The sequence below is a fragment of the Brachybacterium paraconglomeratum genome, from assembly GCF_003994255.1.
In the GTDB taxonomy this organism is placed as follows: domain Bacteria; phylum Actinomycetota; class Actinomycetes; order Actinomycetales; family Dermabacteraceae; genus Brachybacterium; species Brachybacterium conglomeratum.
In genome coordinates this window covers 77,104-90,936 of record NZ_ML133860.1, presented here as the reverse complement: position 1 = coordinate 90,936, position 13,833 = coordinate 77,104, and the positions used below count along the sequence as shown (strand labels likewise).

Below are 13,833 nucleotides of genomic sequence, written 5' to 3'. Positions count from 1 at the left end.
TGTCGAGCCGACGCTGGGGCGGGGTCGGCCACAATGTGTCGGCGGATGTCTCAGCGTTCGGTGCGGCCGGATCCCGAGAGCGCGTCGGCGCCGCCGACGATCTCCGTGATCTCCTGGGTGATCTCCGCCTGGCGGGCGGAGTTCGCCAGCCGGGTGAACTTGTCGATCTGCGTCTGGGCGTTGTCGGTCGCGGTCTTCATCGCACGCTGCGTGGAGGCGTGCTCGGAGGCCATCGCCTGCAGCAGGATGTTGGTGATGCGCGAGCGGATGTACCGGGGCAGCAGCTCCTCGATCACCGCGTCCGCGTCCGGCACGAACTCGTAGAGCGGGTAGGTAGGCGCGTCCTGCTCGGCGCCCGCCTCGACCAGGCCCATCGGCACCATGCGGACGGACGTGGTGCGCTGGAGGAACCGGGACTCGAAGCGGGTGCCGACCACGTACATCTCATCGAGGTGGACCTCAGGGTCCTCGGTGAGGAGGTCGTCGGTGAGCACCGAGGCGATCTCCCGCCCGAGCTCCGGGATCTCGTTCTCCTTGTACGGCGTCCACGCGCGGTGCGGGGGCCGGTTGCGGAACCGGTAGTACGACTCGCCCTTGAGGCCGACGACGTACATCACGGGGGTCTTGCCCTCGTCGCGCAGCGTGTTGGCCAGCTGCTCGGCGGCCCGGATCACGTTGTGCGAGTAGGGGCCGGTCATGCCTCGGTCCGCGGTGATCATCAGGATGCCGACGCGGCCGGTCTCGTGCCGCTCGCTGTCCAGGAACGGGTGCGAGATCTCCGTGGAGTGCGTCGCCACCGAGCCGATCGCGCGGGTGAGCGCCTCGGCGTACGGCGTGGTCGCCTCCACCCTGGCGTGCGCCTTGGCGATGCGCGAGGCCGCGACCATCTCCTTGGCCTTGAAGATCTTCTTCATCCCCTGGGCGGAGCGGATCCTCTGCTTGTATACCCTCTGCTGGGCTCCCATTGCTCTCCTCGTGCGAGATCGGTGCGTGGCCGGCGGGTGCCGCCGCCCCGTGCGGGGCGGCGGCAGCTCGCATCAGCCTCGGACGATCTGCTCCTGCTCGATCTCGCCGGCGTCCAAGCGCCCGTTCTCGTCGGTGCGCGCGGCGCCCTCGCCCTTCCCGGCCAGGAAGTCCTGCTTGACCTGGTCGAGGATGCTCGAGAGCTCCTCCTCGGTCGAGGACTCGAACTTGCCGGTGGTGCGGATGGTCTCGAGCACGCCCCCGTTGTGGCGCAGGTGCTCCAGCAGCTGGGCCTCGAAGTCGCGGACGTCCTCGACCTCGACGTCGTCGAACTTGCCCTTGGTGCCCGCCCAGATCGAGACGACCTGCTCCTCCATCGGGAAGGGCGAGTACTGCGACTGCTTGAGCAGCTCCATCAGGCGAGCGCCGCGGTGCAGCTGCTGCTTCGAGGCCGCGTCGAGGTCGGAGGCGAACATCGCGAAGGCCTCGAGGTCGCGGAACTGCGCGAGCGAGAGCTTCAGGGTGCCCGAGACCGCCTTCATGGCCTTCGTCTGCGCGGAGCCGCCGACGCGGGAGACCGAGATGCCGACGTCGACCGCCGGGCGCTGGTTCGCGTTGAACAGGTCCGACTGCAGGAAGCACTGGCCGTCGGTGATCGAGATGACGTTGGTCGGGATGTAGGCCGAGACGTCGTTCGCCTTGGTCTCGATGATCGGCAGGCCGGTCATCGAGCCGCCGCCCATCTCGTCGCTGAGCTTGGCGCAGCGCTCGAGGAGGCGGGAGTGCAGGTAGAACACGTCGCCGGGGTACGCCTCGCGGCCCGGCGGGCGGCGCAGCAGCAGCGACACGGCGCGGTAGGCCTCGGCCTGCTTCGAGAGGTCGTCGAAGACGATCAGGACGTGCTTGCCCTCGTACATCCAGTGCTGGCCGATGGCCGAGCCGGTGTAGGGGGCGATGTACTTGAAGCCCGCGGGGTCCGAGGCGGGGGCGGCCACGATCGTGGTGTACTCCAGCGCGCCGGCCTCCTCGAGGGTGGCGCGCACCGAGGCGATGGTCGAGCCCTTCTGGCCGACGGCGACGTAGATGCAGCGCACCTGCTTCGAGGGGTCGCCGGACTCCCAGTTGGCCTTCTGGTTCAGGATCGTGTCGATGCCGATCGCGGTCTTGCCGGTCTGGCGGTCGCCGATGATCAGCTGACGCTGGCCGCGGCCGATCGGGGTCATCGCGTCGATGGCCTTCAGACCGGTCTGCATCGGCTCCTTGACGGCCTTGCGCTGCATGACGCCGGGCGCCTGCAGCTCGAGGGCGCGGCGGCCGACGGTCTCGATCTCGCCGAGGCCGTCGATCGGGGCGCCGACCGGGTCCACGACGCGGCCGAGGTAGCCGTCGCCGACGGGGACCGAGAGCACCTGGCCGGTGCGGCGGACCTGCTGACCCTCCTCGATGCCGCTGAACTCGCCGAGGACGACGACGCCGACCTCGCGCAGCTCGAGGTTCAGGGCGAGGCCGAGGGTGCCGTCCTCGAAGCGGACGAGCTCGTTGGCCATGACGTTCGGGAGGCCCTCGACGCGCGCGATGCCGTCGGCGGCCTCGCTCACGCGGCCGATCTCCTCGCGCTCGGTGGCGCCTGCCTGGTAGGTGGACACTGCGGTGTCCAGGGCGTTCCGGATCTCCTCCGGGCTGATCGTGAGCTCCGCCATCTGGTGCTTCGCTTCCTCTCGGTCTCCCCGCGATGGGGAGTGTCTGGTCAGTGCTGGGGGACGCCGGGGCGTCGAGGGCTGGTTCAGGCCACGAGCGAGGACCGGGCCCGCGAGAGCCTGGCCAGCACGGTGGCGTCGTAGAGGTCGTCGCCGACCTGGATCCGGAGCCCGCCGACGACCTCCGGGTCGACCTGGAGGTTCAGCTGCACCTCACGGCCGTAGATGCCGGCCAGGACCGCGGAGAGGCGGGCCTGCTGCGATTCGTTCAGCGGGACGGCGCTGGCGACCTCCGCGAAGGCGCGCCGGCGACGGTCCGCGGCGAACCGAGCGAACTCCTCGACACGACGGGCCGGCTTGAGCTCGCTGCGACGTCCGACCGCGCGCGCCGCGAGGATGACCGTGAGCGGGTGCACGCGGCCCTCCAGCAGCCGGCGCAGCAGCACCGCCCGACGAGCGGGCTCGTCCCGAGCCCCGTCGAGGGCCGAGGTGAGGTCCCCGCTGCCGTCGATCAGGCGGGAGGCCTGGAAGAGCTCCCCCTCGATCTGCTCCAGCACTCCCTCGCGCAGGGCGAGGTCGAGGAGGGTCGAGACCCCGAGCAGCTCGAGGGCGTCGAGGATGTCCTCCTGCTCGGACCAGCGCCGCCGCACGACCTCGAGCGCGAGCTCGAGGGTGCGGGGCCCGACCCGGCCGTCGAACAGCGAGCGCACGGCGGCCTCCTTGACGGCCGCGGGGCGGCCGGCATCGGAGAGCATGCGCACCAGCTGGTTGCTGGAATCGATGGCATCGGCCACCGAGAACAGCTCCTCGGCCTCGGTCTCCGGCACGGCGTCGGCCGCGGGGGCGGCCTCTGCCTGTCGGAGCACCTCGGCGAAGGAGGTGGAGGAGGTTCCTCGCATCACGGGTCCTTATCGGGTGGTGGTCTGGCTCGACTCGAGGTCGTCCAGGAACCGGTCGATCACACGGCGGGAGCGCTCGTCGTCGGTGAGGGACTCCCCGACGATCTTCGAGGCGAGATCGCTGGCGAGGTTTCCCACCTCGCCGCGCAGCTCCGTCGAGGCGGCGACCCGCTCGGCGTTCAGCTGCTGGCGTCCTGCGGAGAGCACGCGCTCGTTCTCCGCCTCGGCACGGGCGCGGGCCTCGTCGACGATCTTCTGGCCGTCGGCGCGGGCCTTCTCGCGGATCGCAGCGGCTTCCTGACGCGCCGCCGCGAGCTCCTGCTCCTGGTCGTTCCTGAGCTGGTCGGCCTGCTCCTGGACCTGCTCCGCATGTCGGATGCCGCCCTCGATCTTCTCGCTGCGCTCGTCGAGCACGGCGTTCATGCGCGGGAGCACGAACTTCATGAAGACGCCCGCGAAGATCAGCAGGAAGATCGCCGACCAGACGATCTCCTCCGGGAGCGGGATGAGCAGCCGCCAGCCGGGTACGGTGTCTTCTTCGGCAAGAATCATGGATTCTGCCTCAGAAGATCAGGCCGGTGACGATCGCCAGCAGCGCGAGGATCTCGGTGAAGGCCACACCGATCAGCATGGTGGTCTGCAGCTGCGAGCGCATCTCGGGCTGACGGGCCTGCGCCTCGGCGGTCTTGCCGACGAGGATGCCGAGGCCGATGCCCGGGCCGATCGCGGCGAGGCCGTATCCGAGGGTCGCGATGTTGCCGGTCACCTCAGCGAGGATGGTGGACTCCATGGGGTGTTTCCTTTCGTTGTGCCGCGCTGGGGGCGACGATCAGGTTCTTGGGGGTCGGGAAGGTCGGGGACCGCTCGGCGGGGCCGGGTGACCTGCCGCCGCAGCGGGGGTCAGTGCTCGTCGGAGGTGGCGAGCTGGATGTACACGGCGGTCAGCATCGTGAAGATGAAGGCCTGCAGCGCGGCCACGAAGATCTCGAATCCGTAGATCCCGATCGCCATCGCGCCGGCGAAGGGCGAGATCGCGATCAGCCAGTCGCCCGAGAACAGCAGCGCGTGGGTCATGCCGATGAACACCACGATCATCATGTGCCCGGCGACCATGTTCGCCAGCAGTCGGATGGTCAGTGAGGCCCAGCGGATCACGACGACCTGGAGCAGCTCGATCGGGATCAGCAGGATGTAGATCGGCCACGGGATGCCGGGGGGCATCGTCTCGGCGCGGAGGTAGCCGAGGAAGCCGTGCTTGCGGATGCCGGCGCCCACGTAGGTCACGAAGGTCCACAGCGCCATCAGCAGCGGCAGGCCGATGACCGAGGTCCCGGCGAGGTTGAGGCCGGGGACGACTCCGGCGAGGTTCATCGACAAGATGAACACGAACATCGTGATCAGCATCGGGGCGAAGCGCTTGCCGTCCTTCAGGCCCAGCGTGTTCGCGATGATGTTGTTGTTGACGAAGTCGATGACGAGCTCGACCGCACTCTGGACCCGGCCGGGGACCAGCTTTGCGCGCGAGGCGACGATGCACATGAAGATGAGCACGGCCGCAAGCACGATGAGACGCACGAGCTGGACCCGGTTGAACTCGAAGACGGTGCCTTCGAAGAGGATCGCGTCGGGGAAGAAGTCACCCAGCGTCGGGATGTGGAAGAACGAGTCTTCCTCGGCGTGCAGCGTGGGACTGAGGTCTGCGGTGTTCAGCTCGATCTCCCGTGGTCTGGGGCCGACAGCGGGGTGCCGTGCCTCGGTGTCATTCTCGATCGGTGCCGTCCCGGATGCGGCCTCCATGGTGTCCAACGATGGACGTGGACGGGGCGGCCTGGCTGGTCGATCAGTGCTCTGCCCGCTCCCGGTTATGCTCCGTGATCAGCGCTCGAACACCTCGTGAAGCATAACAGAGGATCGCCTTCCGGCCTGGGTCCTAGGAGTGCTCGTCGGGGCTCGCGGCAGGGTCCACATCGAGCGGCTGCCGAGTACGGGCCAGCACCACGGCCTCGATGAGGACGGCCGAGACCGCACCGACCAGCAGTGCGAGCCCGATCCATGTGCTCGAGACGGACTCGACGTCCCTGACCAGCAGTAGGACCAGGATCACAGCGAACATCTTGACCGCCCAGGAGCCCAGCACGGTCGCGGCCATGCTCACCGGCGTGAGGCGGGGCCCGGCGAAGGTGATCGCGACGGTCGGGAGGACGATCGCCAGGGTGAGCCCGGTGCCCACCAGCGCGCCGAACAGGGCGGCGCTCTCGGGGCGGATCGCCGCGATCGCGAGCAGGACGAGATCGGCGACCAGGCCGACGCCGGCGGCGATCAGCGTCGCGCGCTGCATGGAGCGGTCGCTCGCGGCCCGCCGCGGGGAGCGCGGGCTCGAGGAGGCGGGGGTCTCAGGCTGAGCGGGCATCGGAGTCCTTCCGGTGGCGGCCGGGCCGCCATCTGAGCGGGTCGAAGGTGAGCAGGACGGCCAGGAGCATCCCGATCGCCCAGAAGATCCCGACCACGTGCCGCGGGGCCATCAGCGGGAGCAGCAGGCCCGCGCAGATCACGATCGTCCAGGTGTACATGATCAGCACCGCGGTGCGCTTGGAGTGCCCCAGGCCCAGCAGGCGGTGGTGCAGGTGCGCCTTGTCGGCGTGGAAGGGGGACTTCCCCGAGCCGATCCGTCGCACCACGGCGAGGCCGAAGTCGAGGATGGGGATCACCATCACGCCGATCGGCAGCAGGATCGGCAGGAACTGGCCGAAGAAGTCTGCGCCGGAGAGGGTCACGGGGTCGACCTGGCCGGTGACGGCGATGGTGGAGGCCGCGAGCAGCAGGCCCAGCAGCATCGAGCCCGAGTCCCCCATGAAGATCCGGGCCCGGGTGAGGTTGTGCGGCAGGAAGCCCAGACAGGCCCCGATCATCACGGCGGTCAGCAGCGCGGCGAGCGAGGAGTAGTCGGAGGCCGAGGTGTCGCGCGTGAGCATGTACGCGTAGTAGAAGAAGGCGGAGCCGCCGATCGCCATCACCCCGGCAGCGAGGCCGTCCAGGCCGTCGACGAAGTTCACGGCGTTCATGCTGACCACCACCACGAGGACCGTGAGGATCAGGGCCGCGCGCCCCGACAGGACGGTCATCCCGTTGATCGGGAGGGTCACCAGGCTCACCCCCTGCCAGGCGAGCAGCAGCGCGGCGAGCACCTGGCCGGCGAGCTTGGTCATCCAGTCGAGGTCCCAGCGGTCGTCGGCCGCGCCGAGCAGGCACACCAGCGCCGCGGCGGAGAGGATCGCCCAGGGCTGGCGGGAGTCGTGGAAGAGTCCTTCGAGGAAGGGCACGTTGCTCGCGATCAGCATCGCGGCGACCACGCCGGCGAGCATCGCCAGCCCTCCCAGGCGCGGGGTGACGGCGTCGTGGACGTCGCGCTCCCGCACCGCGGTCATCGCCCCGGCGCGCCGGGCCAGCAGCCGCACCGCGGGCGTCACCAGGAAGGTGACCGCCGCCGCGAGCAGCAGCAGGAACAGGTAGATCCTCACCCGGGCATGTGCTCCGGGCGGGCGGGGCCGTCGTCCGGCCGGTCCTCCGGCGCGGCGGTCGTCGACCCGGAGGTCGAGGGCTCGGAGGTCGGGGACCCGGAGTCCGAGGATCCGGCGGTCGAGGCCTCAGCGGTCGAGGGGTCGGAGGTGGAGGACGCGACGTCCGACGGCGCGGCGGCGTCCTCGCCGGGAGCGGCCAGCGGCGTCTCGGCCGGGCCCTGCGGAACGCTCTCGAGCTCGGGCTCGGAGGGCAGGTCGAGGACGGAGGGGGCGTCCCCGTCGGCCTCGCCGTCGGGCGCCGCGTCGGAGGCGCCCTCGGCGCTCTCCGTCGAGGTCCCGGACTCGCCGTCCTCGCCCTGCGCCCCTGCCGCGTCCTCGGCCTCCTGCTGGGAGGGCTCGGGCTCGGGGGCGGTGAAGATGTCGCCGACCACGTCGATGATCTGCTGCTTCGTGATGGCGCCCTCGCGCACGATCTCGGCAGGCGTGACGGTGGCGTCGAGGATCGTGGAGCTCGCGCCGATCCGGGCTGCGCCCCCGTCGAGGTACACCTCGACCGCGTCGCCGAGCTGGGTCGCGGCGTCGATCACGGAGGTCGCCGCCGGCTTGCCGTGGCGGTTCGCGCTGGAGACGGCGAGCGGGCCGGTGCGGCGCAGCAGCTCGAGGGCGGTCTCGTCCTCCGGCATGCGCAGGGCGACGGTGCCGCGGGTCTCGCCCAGGTCCCAGGTGAGCGAGGGCTGGGCGGTGAGGATGATGGTCAGCGCACCGGGCCAGAGCGCCTCGGCGAGGTCCTCGACGTACTCGGGCAGGTCGGTCGCCAGCGCCATCAGCACGGCGTGGTCGCCGATCAGCACGGGCGGCGGGGTGTCGCGGCCGCGGCCCTTCGCCTCGAGCAGGTCCTGCACGGCCTGCGGGGTGAACGCATCGGCGCCGATCCCGTAGACGGTGTCGGTCGGCAGGACGATGAGACCACCGCCCCGCACGGCGTCGACGGCGGCGGCGAGGGCGTCCTCGCGGGTTTCTGGGTTCTGGGTGTCGTGCACGCTCACCGTGACAGTCTCCCATGTCCGTCCTGCGACTCCGATGCACGACGGCGCGCGATCAGGAAGCGGTCGCGTCCGGTGAGGTCGGGGGCCGTGAGGATCCCCTCGAAGCCGCCGTGGTCGCGGGCGAGGGCGCGCGTCGCCCCGCCCTGCACGTCGGCGTGCTCCATCACGAGCAGGCCGCCGGGTCGCAGCAGCCGCGCCGCCCAGGCCACGACGGCGCGCGGGACCGCGAGACCGTCCTCTCCCCCGCCGAAGAGGGCGCGGTGCGGGTCGTGCGCGAGGACCTCGGGGTCCTGGGGCACGGCGCCGGCGGGGATGTAGGGCGGGTTCGAGAGGACGGCGTCGACGGGGGCCGCCGCGGCGAGCTCCGGGACCTCCCCCAGCAGGTCGGCGTGCAGCACCAAGCCGCGGCCGGGACCGGCGAGCTCGAGGTTCTCGGCGGCGAGCTCCGCGGCGGCGCCGTCGACCTCGACCGCCAGCACGCGGGCGCCGGGCAGCTCGTCGAGCACGGCCGCGCCGAGCGCGCCGCTGCCGGTGCAGAGGTCCACGATCTGCTCGAGCGGCCCGCTCGCGTGCTCGCGCAGCAGGTCCAGGGCGAGCTCCGTCTCCGGACGCGGGATGAACACGCCGGGGCGCACCCGCAGCTCGAGGCGGCGGAACGGGGCGCTGCCGAGGATCAGCTGCAGCGGCTCGCGCGCCTCGCGCCGTGCGGTCGCGGCCTCGAGGCGCGCGTCGAAGTCCTCCGGGAGCTCGTCGAGCAGGACGAGCGGCCGGTCCGTGCGTGCGGCGTGGGCGATCAGCGCCCGGGCGTCGACGCTCGGCGCGGGGACGCCCGCCGCGCCGAGGCGCGCGGTGGTCCCGGCGAGGGCGGCGCGCAGGCGGAGGCGCGTCCGTCCTCCGGGGGTCCCTCCCCCGGGAGCCTCTCCACCAGGTGCCCGGCCGCCGGGGCTCCCGCCGTCGGCCCGGGTCTGCTCGGCACCCTCCGCCGTGCCGTTCATGCCGGGTCCTCCGTGCCCTCGCGGGCCGCCTCGGCCAGCCGGGCCTCGCGCTCAGCGCGGCGGGAGGAGTCGATCAGCTCGCCGAGGTCGCCGGCGAGGACCTGCGCGAGGTTGTTCGCCTTGTAGCCGGTGCGGTGGTCGGCGACCCGCGACTCGGGGAAGTTGTAGGTGCGGATCCGCTCGCTGCGGTCGACGGTGCGCACCTGGGAGCGGCGCGCGGCGGAGGAGGCCGCCTCCTGCTCGGCGCGGCGCGCGTCCAGCAGCCGGGTGCGCAGGATCCGCAGGGCCTGCTCGCGGTTCTGCAGCTGGCTCTTCTGGTCCTGGCAGGAGACCACCAGTCCCGTGGGCACGTGCGTGATCCGCACGGCGGAGTCGGTGGTGTTCACGCTCTGGCCGCCGGGGCCGGAGGAGCGGAAGACGTCGATGCGCAGGTTCGCGGGCGCCATCGCCTCGGCCAGCAGCTCGGACTCGTCTGTCTCGTCGGCCTCGGGCAGCACCAGCACGCCTACGGCGGAGGTGTGGATGCGGCCCTGGGACTCGGTGACCGGGACCCGCTGGACGCGGTGGACCCCGGCCTCGTGCTTGAGGTGCGCGTAGACGCCCTCTCCCGGTGCGCCGGCGCCACGGGCGGCGATCGCGACGGTGACGTCCTTCAGGCCGCCGAGCTCGGTCTCGGAGGAGGTCAGCACCTCGGTGCGCCAGCCGCGGGCGTCCGCGAAGGAGCGGTACATCCGAAGCATCTCGGCGGCGAACAGCGCGGACTCCTCGCCGCCGGCGCCGGCCTTGATCTCCAGGATCACGTCGCGGGAGTCGTCGGGGTCGCGGGGGGCGAGCAGGTCCTCGAGGTGCGCGCGCTCGGCCCGGAGGCGCTCGGCGAGCCGTTCGGTCTCGGCGGCGAGCTCCTCGTCGTCCTCCCCCAGCTCGGCGAGCTCACGGGCGGTGGCGAGGTCCTCGGCGGTGGAGGACACGCGGTCCGCGGCCTCCAGGATCCCCTCGAGCTCCGCATAGCGTCGGCCGACGCGACGGGCCCGGGCCGGGTCGTCGTGCAGCGTCGGGTCCGCCATCGATGCCTGCAGGGAGGCGTGCTCCCGCCGCAGGGTGGCCAGTCGGTCGCCGTCCTCGTGCTCGCTCATCCGTGCTCCTCCCCGGTTCCTGCAGATCCCGCCTGCACGCGACGACGCCGGTGCACGCCCTGGGGCGCGCACCGGCGTCGGAGACCTGCTGTGCGTGGATCAGGCCGCGCAGGCGGCCGTGACCCTCGCCGCTGACACTCCGGTCAGGAGTTCTTCTTGCCGTAGCGGGCCTGGAAGCGGGCGACGCGGCCGCCGGTGTCCAGGATCTTCTGCTTGCCGGTGTAGAAGGGGTGGCACGCGGAGCAGACCTCGGTGCTGATGGCGCCGTCGGTCTTGGTGCTGCGGGTGGTGAACGTGTTGCCGCAGGTGCAGGTCACCTGGGTCTCGACGTATGCGGGGTGGATGTCAGCCTTCATGTCTCTCCTTGCTCGGGGTCGCTGGGTCGGCGCCCGGCGGGCGCCGTGAACCAGAACCGACGTCACAGTCTGCCACGCCGGGGCGGGGCGGGGCGAGGGCTCGCGGTGCGGCGTGCGCAACATCGCAGCAGCCGGGGGCGGATGCGCCCGTCGGGCGCGGGGCCCCGCCCTGCAGACCCGCCCGCGGGCGGGTGCAGTCCCGCCCGCGGGGCGCTCAGGTCGACTCGCGCACCACGAGCCGGTAGTCGACCCGGCGGTGGGCCTCCTCGCCCCGCAGCGGCACGGTCCCCTCGAGCATCCCGGCGACCAGCTCGACGGCCTCCCGGGCGACGAGGTCGATGTCGAGGGCGAGCGTGGTCAGCTCCGGGGAGACCAGGGTCGAGATCTCGAGGCCGTCCACCCCGGTCACGCGCACGCGGGAGGGCACCTCGATGCCGGAGCGGCGCAGGGCGCGCAGCATTCGCACGGCGAGCTCGTCGTTGAAGGCCACCAGCGCGTCGGTGCCCCCGGCGAGGAGCTCCGGCAGCGCCTCCTCGTGCCCCTCGTGGGGATGGACGGTGCGCACGGGCACCTCCCCGCCCACGACGAGGCCCGACAGGGCGCCGACGAGGGCGCGGGTGCGCTCGTCGGTCTCCCGCGTGCCGTGGTCGAGCACGACGGGGCGCCGCACGCCCCGCTCCCGCAGGTGCTCGGCGAGGTCCGCCATCGCCTCCGTGCGCGGCAGCTCGAGCACGCCGGCCTGGTCGATCTGCTCGGGCGTGCCGTCGACCTGCACGATCGGCATGCCGCCCCCGCGGATCCCGGCGGTCGCCACGCCGTAGCCGACCAGCGCGTCCACGCGACGTGAGAGGTCCGCGGCGACCTTCTCGGGCTGCGGGGCGTCGCCCGCCTCGGCCAGGACGACGTTCCAGCCGTGCGGGGCGCAGGCGCGCACCACAGCCGCACCGAGCTCCGCGTAGTAGGTGTTCGAGAGCCGGCCGACGACGAGGCCGAGCGTCGTCGGTCCCTGCTCGACCAGTCCCCGCCCGAAGCGGGAGGGCCGGTAGTTCAGCTCCTTCGCCGCGGCGAGCACCCTCTCGCGAGTCTCGCCGCTGATGCCGGGCATGTCGTTCAGCGCCCGCGAGACCGTCTGCCGCGAGACCCCGGCGCGGGCGGCGACGTCGATGATCGTCGCCCGCCGGCCCTGCCTGCTCATCGGGACGGGGAGCGCAGGTCGAGCCAGGCCATCTCCTGGGCGCTGAGCTCGACGCCGAGTCCGAGGGTCGAGGAGCGCATCTCGCCGATGCTGCGCGGCCCGAACAGAGCGAAGGTCGGGAACTGCTGGTGCAGCACGAAGGCGAGCGCGATCGCGGTGGCGGGCACGCCGCGCTCGGCGCCGAGCTCCTCCGCGCGGGCGAGGCGCTCGAAGTTCTCCTCGCTGTAGTAGCAGCGCACGAGCTCGGCGTCGGAACGGTCCTCGGGGTGGGCGCGGCCGGTGAAGAAGCCCCTGGCCTGGGAGGACCAGGGCAGGAGGGCGATGCCCCGCTCCTCGAGCCAGGCCTTGGAGTCAGGGTCGGTGGCGTGCACGCAGCCGGCCCACGGCACGTCCAGCGCCTCGGCAAGGCCGAAGTGGTTCGAGAGGATGGTGAAGCCCGTGCGGCCGTTGGCCTTCGCGTAGGCGTTGGCCTCGTCGACCCGCTCCGGGGTCCAGTTCGAGCCGCCGTAGGCGCGGATCCGGCCCGCGCGCAGGTGCTCGTCCATGACGTCCACGAACTCGCCGACGGGGATGTCGGTGTTGTCGCGGTGCATCATGTACAGGTCCGCGTAGTCGGTGCCCTGCCGCTCGAGGGACTCCTCGAGCTGGCGGGTGATCGACTCGGGATCGCAGTGCGGGGTGTGCGCGCCCTTGGTGATCATCACGACGTCCTCGCGCACGCCGCGATTGCGGACCCACTGCCCCACGAGCTTCTCGATGTACCCGCCGCCGTAGATAAAGGCGGTGTCGAAGGTGGTGCCGCCCATCTCGAAGAAGGCGTCGAACATCGCCGAGGCGTGGGCGAGGTTCATCTGGTTGTCGCAGCCCATCACGAGGCGGGAGACCTGCTTGTCCACGCCCGGGATGCTGCCGTAGGCCATGGGCACACCGGCGCCGGTGGGCACGCTGCCGGCCTGCAGCGGCCGGCCGGTGAGGGTGGGGATGTCGGCGGTGTCGGCCTCGAAGGGGAAGCGCAGCGAGAGCTCCTCGCGCCAGGCGTCCAGGGCCCGGGCCTGGCCGAGGGAGTTCTCGGCGGTGAGCTCGGGGACCTCACCGCCCTTGCGGGCCGCGCGGACGAGCGCATCGGCCTCCAGCGCGTAGGCAGAGGCGCGGGGGATCTCGAGCCGGCGCGGCTCCTCCCCCACCACATCGAGCTCGATCACCTGCTCCTCGCCGAGGCCCCACGGGTCCGACAGGCGGATCACGCCGCGGGAGCCGGTGATCGTCGCGGACTGCGGATCGGCCAGGCGCACGCCGGTGCGCAGGGAGGCGGTCGCGCCGCCGGGGAAGCTCAGCTCGGCGACGGCCCATTCGTCGACCCCGGTCTCCCCGATCGTGCCGCGGCCGGTGAGCGAGGCGGGCTCGACGGAGGGACGGCCCACGGCGGCGCCGGCCACGAAGCGGGCGAGCGAGAGCGGGTAGCAGCCCACGTCGAGGATCCCGCCGCCGGCAGTGGCGGTGTCGAAGAGGCGGCCGCTGCGGGATCCGGTGTCGAAGGCGAAGGAGGCGTCGACGTGGACGAGCTCGCCGATCGCGCCCTCGGCCACGAGCTCGAGGACCCGCACGGTCTGGGGGTGGAAGCGGTACATGTACGCCTCGAGCAGCACCTTCCCGGAGCGGGCGGCGAGGTCGAGCAGCGCCATGGTGGTGCCGGAGTTCGGGGTCAGCGGCTTCTCGACGAGCACGTGCTTGCCGGCCTCGAGGGCGGCGGCGGCGAGACGGGCGTGGCCGGTGTGCACGGTGGAGACGTAGACGGCGTCGACCTCGTCGCTGGCGAGGACCTGCTCGTAGTCGCCCACGAACGCGGGCCCTTCGAGCGGGAACTCCTCCGCGAAGGCGCGGGCCCGCTCGGGCGAGCTGCTGCCGACGGCGACGAGGACGCCGTGCTCCGAGTCGGGCAGCTGGGAGGCGAAGCGGCGGGCGATCGCCCCGGGGCCGAGGACGGCCCAGCGGAACGGGGTGGAGGAGGTGCTCATGGGGCGGGATCCTTCG

At 72.1% G+C, this 13,833-nt stretch carries 14 protein-coding genes; all 14 read right to left on the bottom strand.

Annotated elements, in window-relative coordinates; translation table 11 throughout:
- Nucleotides 1–50: 50 nt before the first annotated feature.
- A complete protein-coding gene (locus DS079_RS14200; RefSeq protein WP_126988498.1) occupies nucleotides 51–965 on the bottom strand; it encodes a F0F1 ATP synthase subunit gamma in 915 nt (304 codons plus the stop codon).
- Between the two features lie 72 nt (nucleotides 966–1,037).
- The gene (gene atpA / locus DS079_RS14195) at nucleotides 1,038–2,663 is read right to left on the bottom strand and encodes a F0F1 ATP synthase subunit alpha (RefSeq protein ID WP_010549594.1); all 1,626 of its coding nucleotides are present in this window, start codon (nucleotides 2,661–2,663) and stop codon (nucleotides 1,038–1,040) included.
- A gap of 83 nt (nucleotides 2,664–2,746) precedes the next feature.
- Nucleotides 2,747–3,559, bottom strand: coding sequence for a F0F1 ATP synthase subunit delta (locus DS079_RS14190; RefSeq protein WP_126988497.1), 813 nt, complete (start codon nucleotides 3,557–3,559; stop codon nucleotides 2,747–2,749).
- 9 nt (nucleotides 3,560–3,568) lie between these two features.
- On the bottom strand, nucleotides 3,569–4,111 hold the full coding sequence (locus tag DS079_RS14185; RefSeq protein ID WP_126988496.1) for a F0F1 ATP synthase subunit B: 543 nt from the start codon (nucleotides 4,109–4,111) through the stop codon (nucleotides 3,569–3,571).
- Nucleotides 4,112–4,121: 10 nt separating this feature from the next.
- Nucleotides 4,122–4,349: an ATP synthase F0 subunit C gene (gene atpE, locus DS079_RS14180; RefSeq protein WP_010549597.1), complete on the bottom strand. Its 228-nt coding sequence runs from the start codon at nucleotides 4,347–4,349 to the stop codon at nucleotides 4,122–4,124.
- Between the two features lie 110 nt (nucleotides 4,350–4,459).
- A complete protein-coding gene (gene atpB / locus DS079_RS14175; RefSeq protein ID WP_241237679.1) occupies nucleotides 4,460–5,356 on the bottom strand; it encodes a F0F1 ATP synthase subunit A in 897 nt (298 codons plus the stop codon).
- A gap of 133 nt (nucleotides 5,357–5,489) precedes the next feature.
- Nucleotides 5,490–5,969 (bottom strand): Cg1360 family ATP-synthase-associated protein, encoded by a 480-nt coding sequence (locus DS079_RS14170; protein WP_053917589.1) that lies wholly within the window; start codon nucleotides 5,967–5,969, stop codon nucleotides 5,490–5,492.
- Entirely contained in the window at nucleotides 5,953–7,077 is a 1,125-nt protein-coding gene (locus DS079_RS14165) for a glycosyltransferase family 4 protein (RefSeq protein ID WP_126988495.1), read from the bottom strand. The genes DS079_RS14170 and DS079_RS14165 overlap by 17 nt, the downstream gene beginning before the upstream one ends.
- Nucleotides 7,074–8,123 (bottom strand): L-threonylcarbamoyladenylate synthase, encoded by a 1,050-nt coding sequence (locus DS079_RS14160; protein ID WP_126988494.1) that lies wholly within the window; start codon nucleotides 8,121–8,123, stop codon nucleotides 7,074–7,076. The genes DS079_RS14165 and DS079_RS14160 overlap by 4 nt, the downstream gene beginning before the upstream one ends.
- Nucleotides 8,120–9,118 (bottom strand): peptide chain release factor N(5)-glutamine methyltransferase, encoded by a 999-nt coding sequence (gene prmC, locus DS079_RS14155; RefSeq protein WP_126988493.1) that lies wholly within the window; start codon nucleotides 9,116–9,118, stop codon nucleotides 8,120–8,122. The genes DS079_RS14160 and prmC overlap by 4 nt, the downstream gene beginning before the upstream one ends.
- A complete protein-coding gene (gene prfA, locus DS079_RS14150; protein ID WP_126988492.1) occupies nucleotides 9,115–10,251 on the bottom strand; it encodes a peptide chain release factor 1 in 1,137 nt (378 codons plus the stop codon). The genes prmC and prfA overlap by 4 nt, the downstream gene beginning before the upstream one ends.
- 143 nt (nucleotides 10,252–10,394) lie before the next feature.
- The gene (gene rpmE, locus DS079_RS14145; RefSeq protein ID WP_010549604.1) at nucleotides 10,395–10,607 is read right to left on the bottom strand and encodes a 50S ribosomal protein L31; all 213 of its coding nucleotides are present in this window, start codon (nucleotides 10,605–10,607) and stop codon (nucleotides 10,395–10,397) included.
- A 214-nt stretch (nucleotides 10,608–10,821) separates the two neighbouring features.
- Nucleotides 10,822–11,802 (bottom strand): LacI family DNA-binding transcriptional regulator, encoded by a 981-nt coding sequence (locus tag DS079_RS14140; protein ID WP_126988491.1) that lies wholly within the window; start codon nucleotides 11,800–11,802, stop codon nucleotides 10,822–10,824.
- Nucleotides 11,799–13,817 carry an aldo/keto reductase gene (locus DS079_RS14135; RefSeq protein WP_126988490.1) on the bottom strand — a complete coding sequence of 673 codons (2,019 nt, stop codon included), beginning with the start codon at nucleotides 13,815–13,817 and terminating at the stop codon, nucleotides 11,799–11,801. The genes DS079_RS14140 and DS079_RS14135 overlap by 4 nt, the downstream gene beginning before the upstream one ends.
- Nucleotides 13,818–13,833 lie beyond the last annotated feature (16 nt).

What these genes read in the sequence shown, in the direction of transcription:
- prfA (WP_126988492.1), bottom strand. Translation starts at nt 10,251, where the DNA reads ATGAGCGAGCACGAGGACGGCGACCGACTGGCCACCCTGCGGCGGGAG.
- DS079_RS14200 (WP_126988498.1), bottom strand. Translation starts at nt 965, where the DNA reads ATGGGAGCCCAGCAGAGGGTATACAAGCAGAGGATCCGCTCCGCCCAG.
- DS079_RS14140 (WP_126988491.1), bottom strand. Translation starts at nt 11,802, where the DNA reads ATGAGCAGGCAGGGCCGGCGGGCGACGATCATCGACGTCGCCGCCCGC.
- rpmE (WP_010549604.1), bottom strand. Translation starts at nt 10,607, where the DNA reads ATGAAGGCTGACATCCACCCCGCATACGTCGAGACCCAGGTGACCTGC.
- DS079_RS14135 (WP_126988490.1), bottom strand. Translation starts at nt 13,817, where the DNA reads ATGAGCACCTCCTCCACCCCGTTCCGCTGGGCCGTCCTCGGCCCCGGG.
- atpA (WP_010549594.1), bottom strand. Translation starts at nt 2,663, where the DNA reads ATGGCGGAGCTCACGATCAGCCCGGAGGAGATCCGGAACGCCCTGGAC.
- DS079_RS14170 (WP_053917589.1), bottom strand. Translation starts at nt 5,969, where the DNA reads ATGCCCGCTCAGCCTGAGACCCCCGCCTCCTCGAGCCCGCGCTCCCCG.
- atpB (WP_241237679.1), bottom strand. Translation starts at nt 5,356, where the DNA reads ATGGAGGCCGCATCCGGGACGGCACCGATCGAGAATGACACCGAGGCA.
- DS079_RS14190 (WP_126988497.1), bottom strand. Translation starts at nt 3,559, where the DNA reads ATGCGAGGAACCTCCTCCACCTCCTTCGCCGAGGTGCTCCGACAGGCA.
- atpE (WP_010549597.1), bottom strand. Translation starts at nt 4,349, where the DNA reads ATGGAGTCCACCATCCTCGCTGAGGTGACCGGCAACATCGCGACCCTC.
- DS079_RS14185 (WP_126988496.1), bottom strand. Translation starts at nt 4,111, where the DNA reads ATGATTCTTGCCGAAGAAGACACCGTACCCGGCTGGCGGCTGCTCATC.
- prmC (WP_126988493.1), bottom strand. Translation starts at nt 9,118, where the DNA reads ATGAACGGCACGGCGGAGGGTGCCGAGCAGACCCGGGCCGACGGCGGG.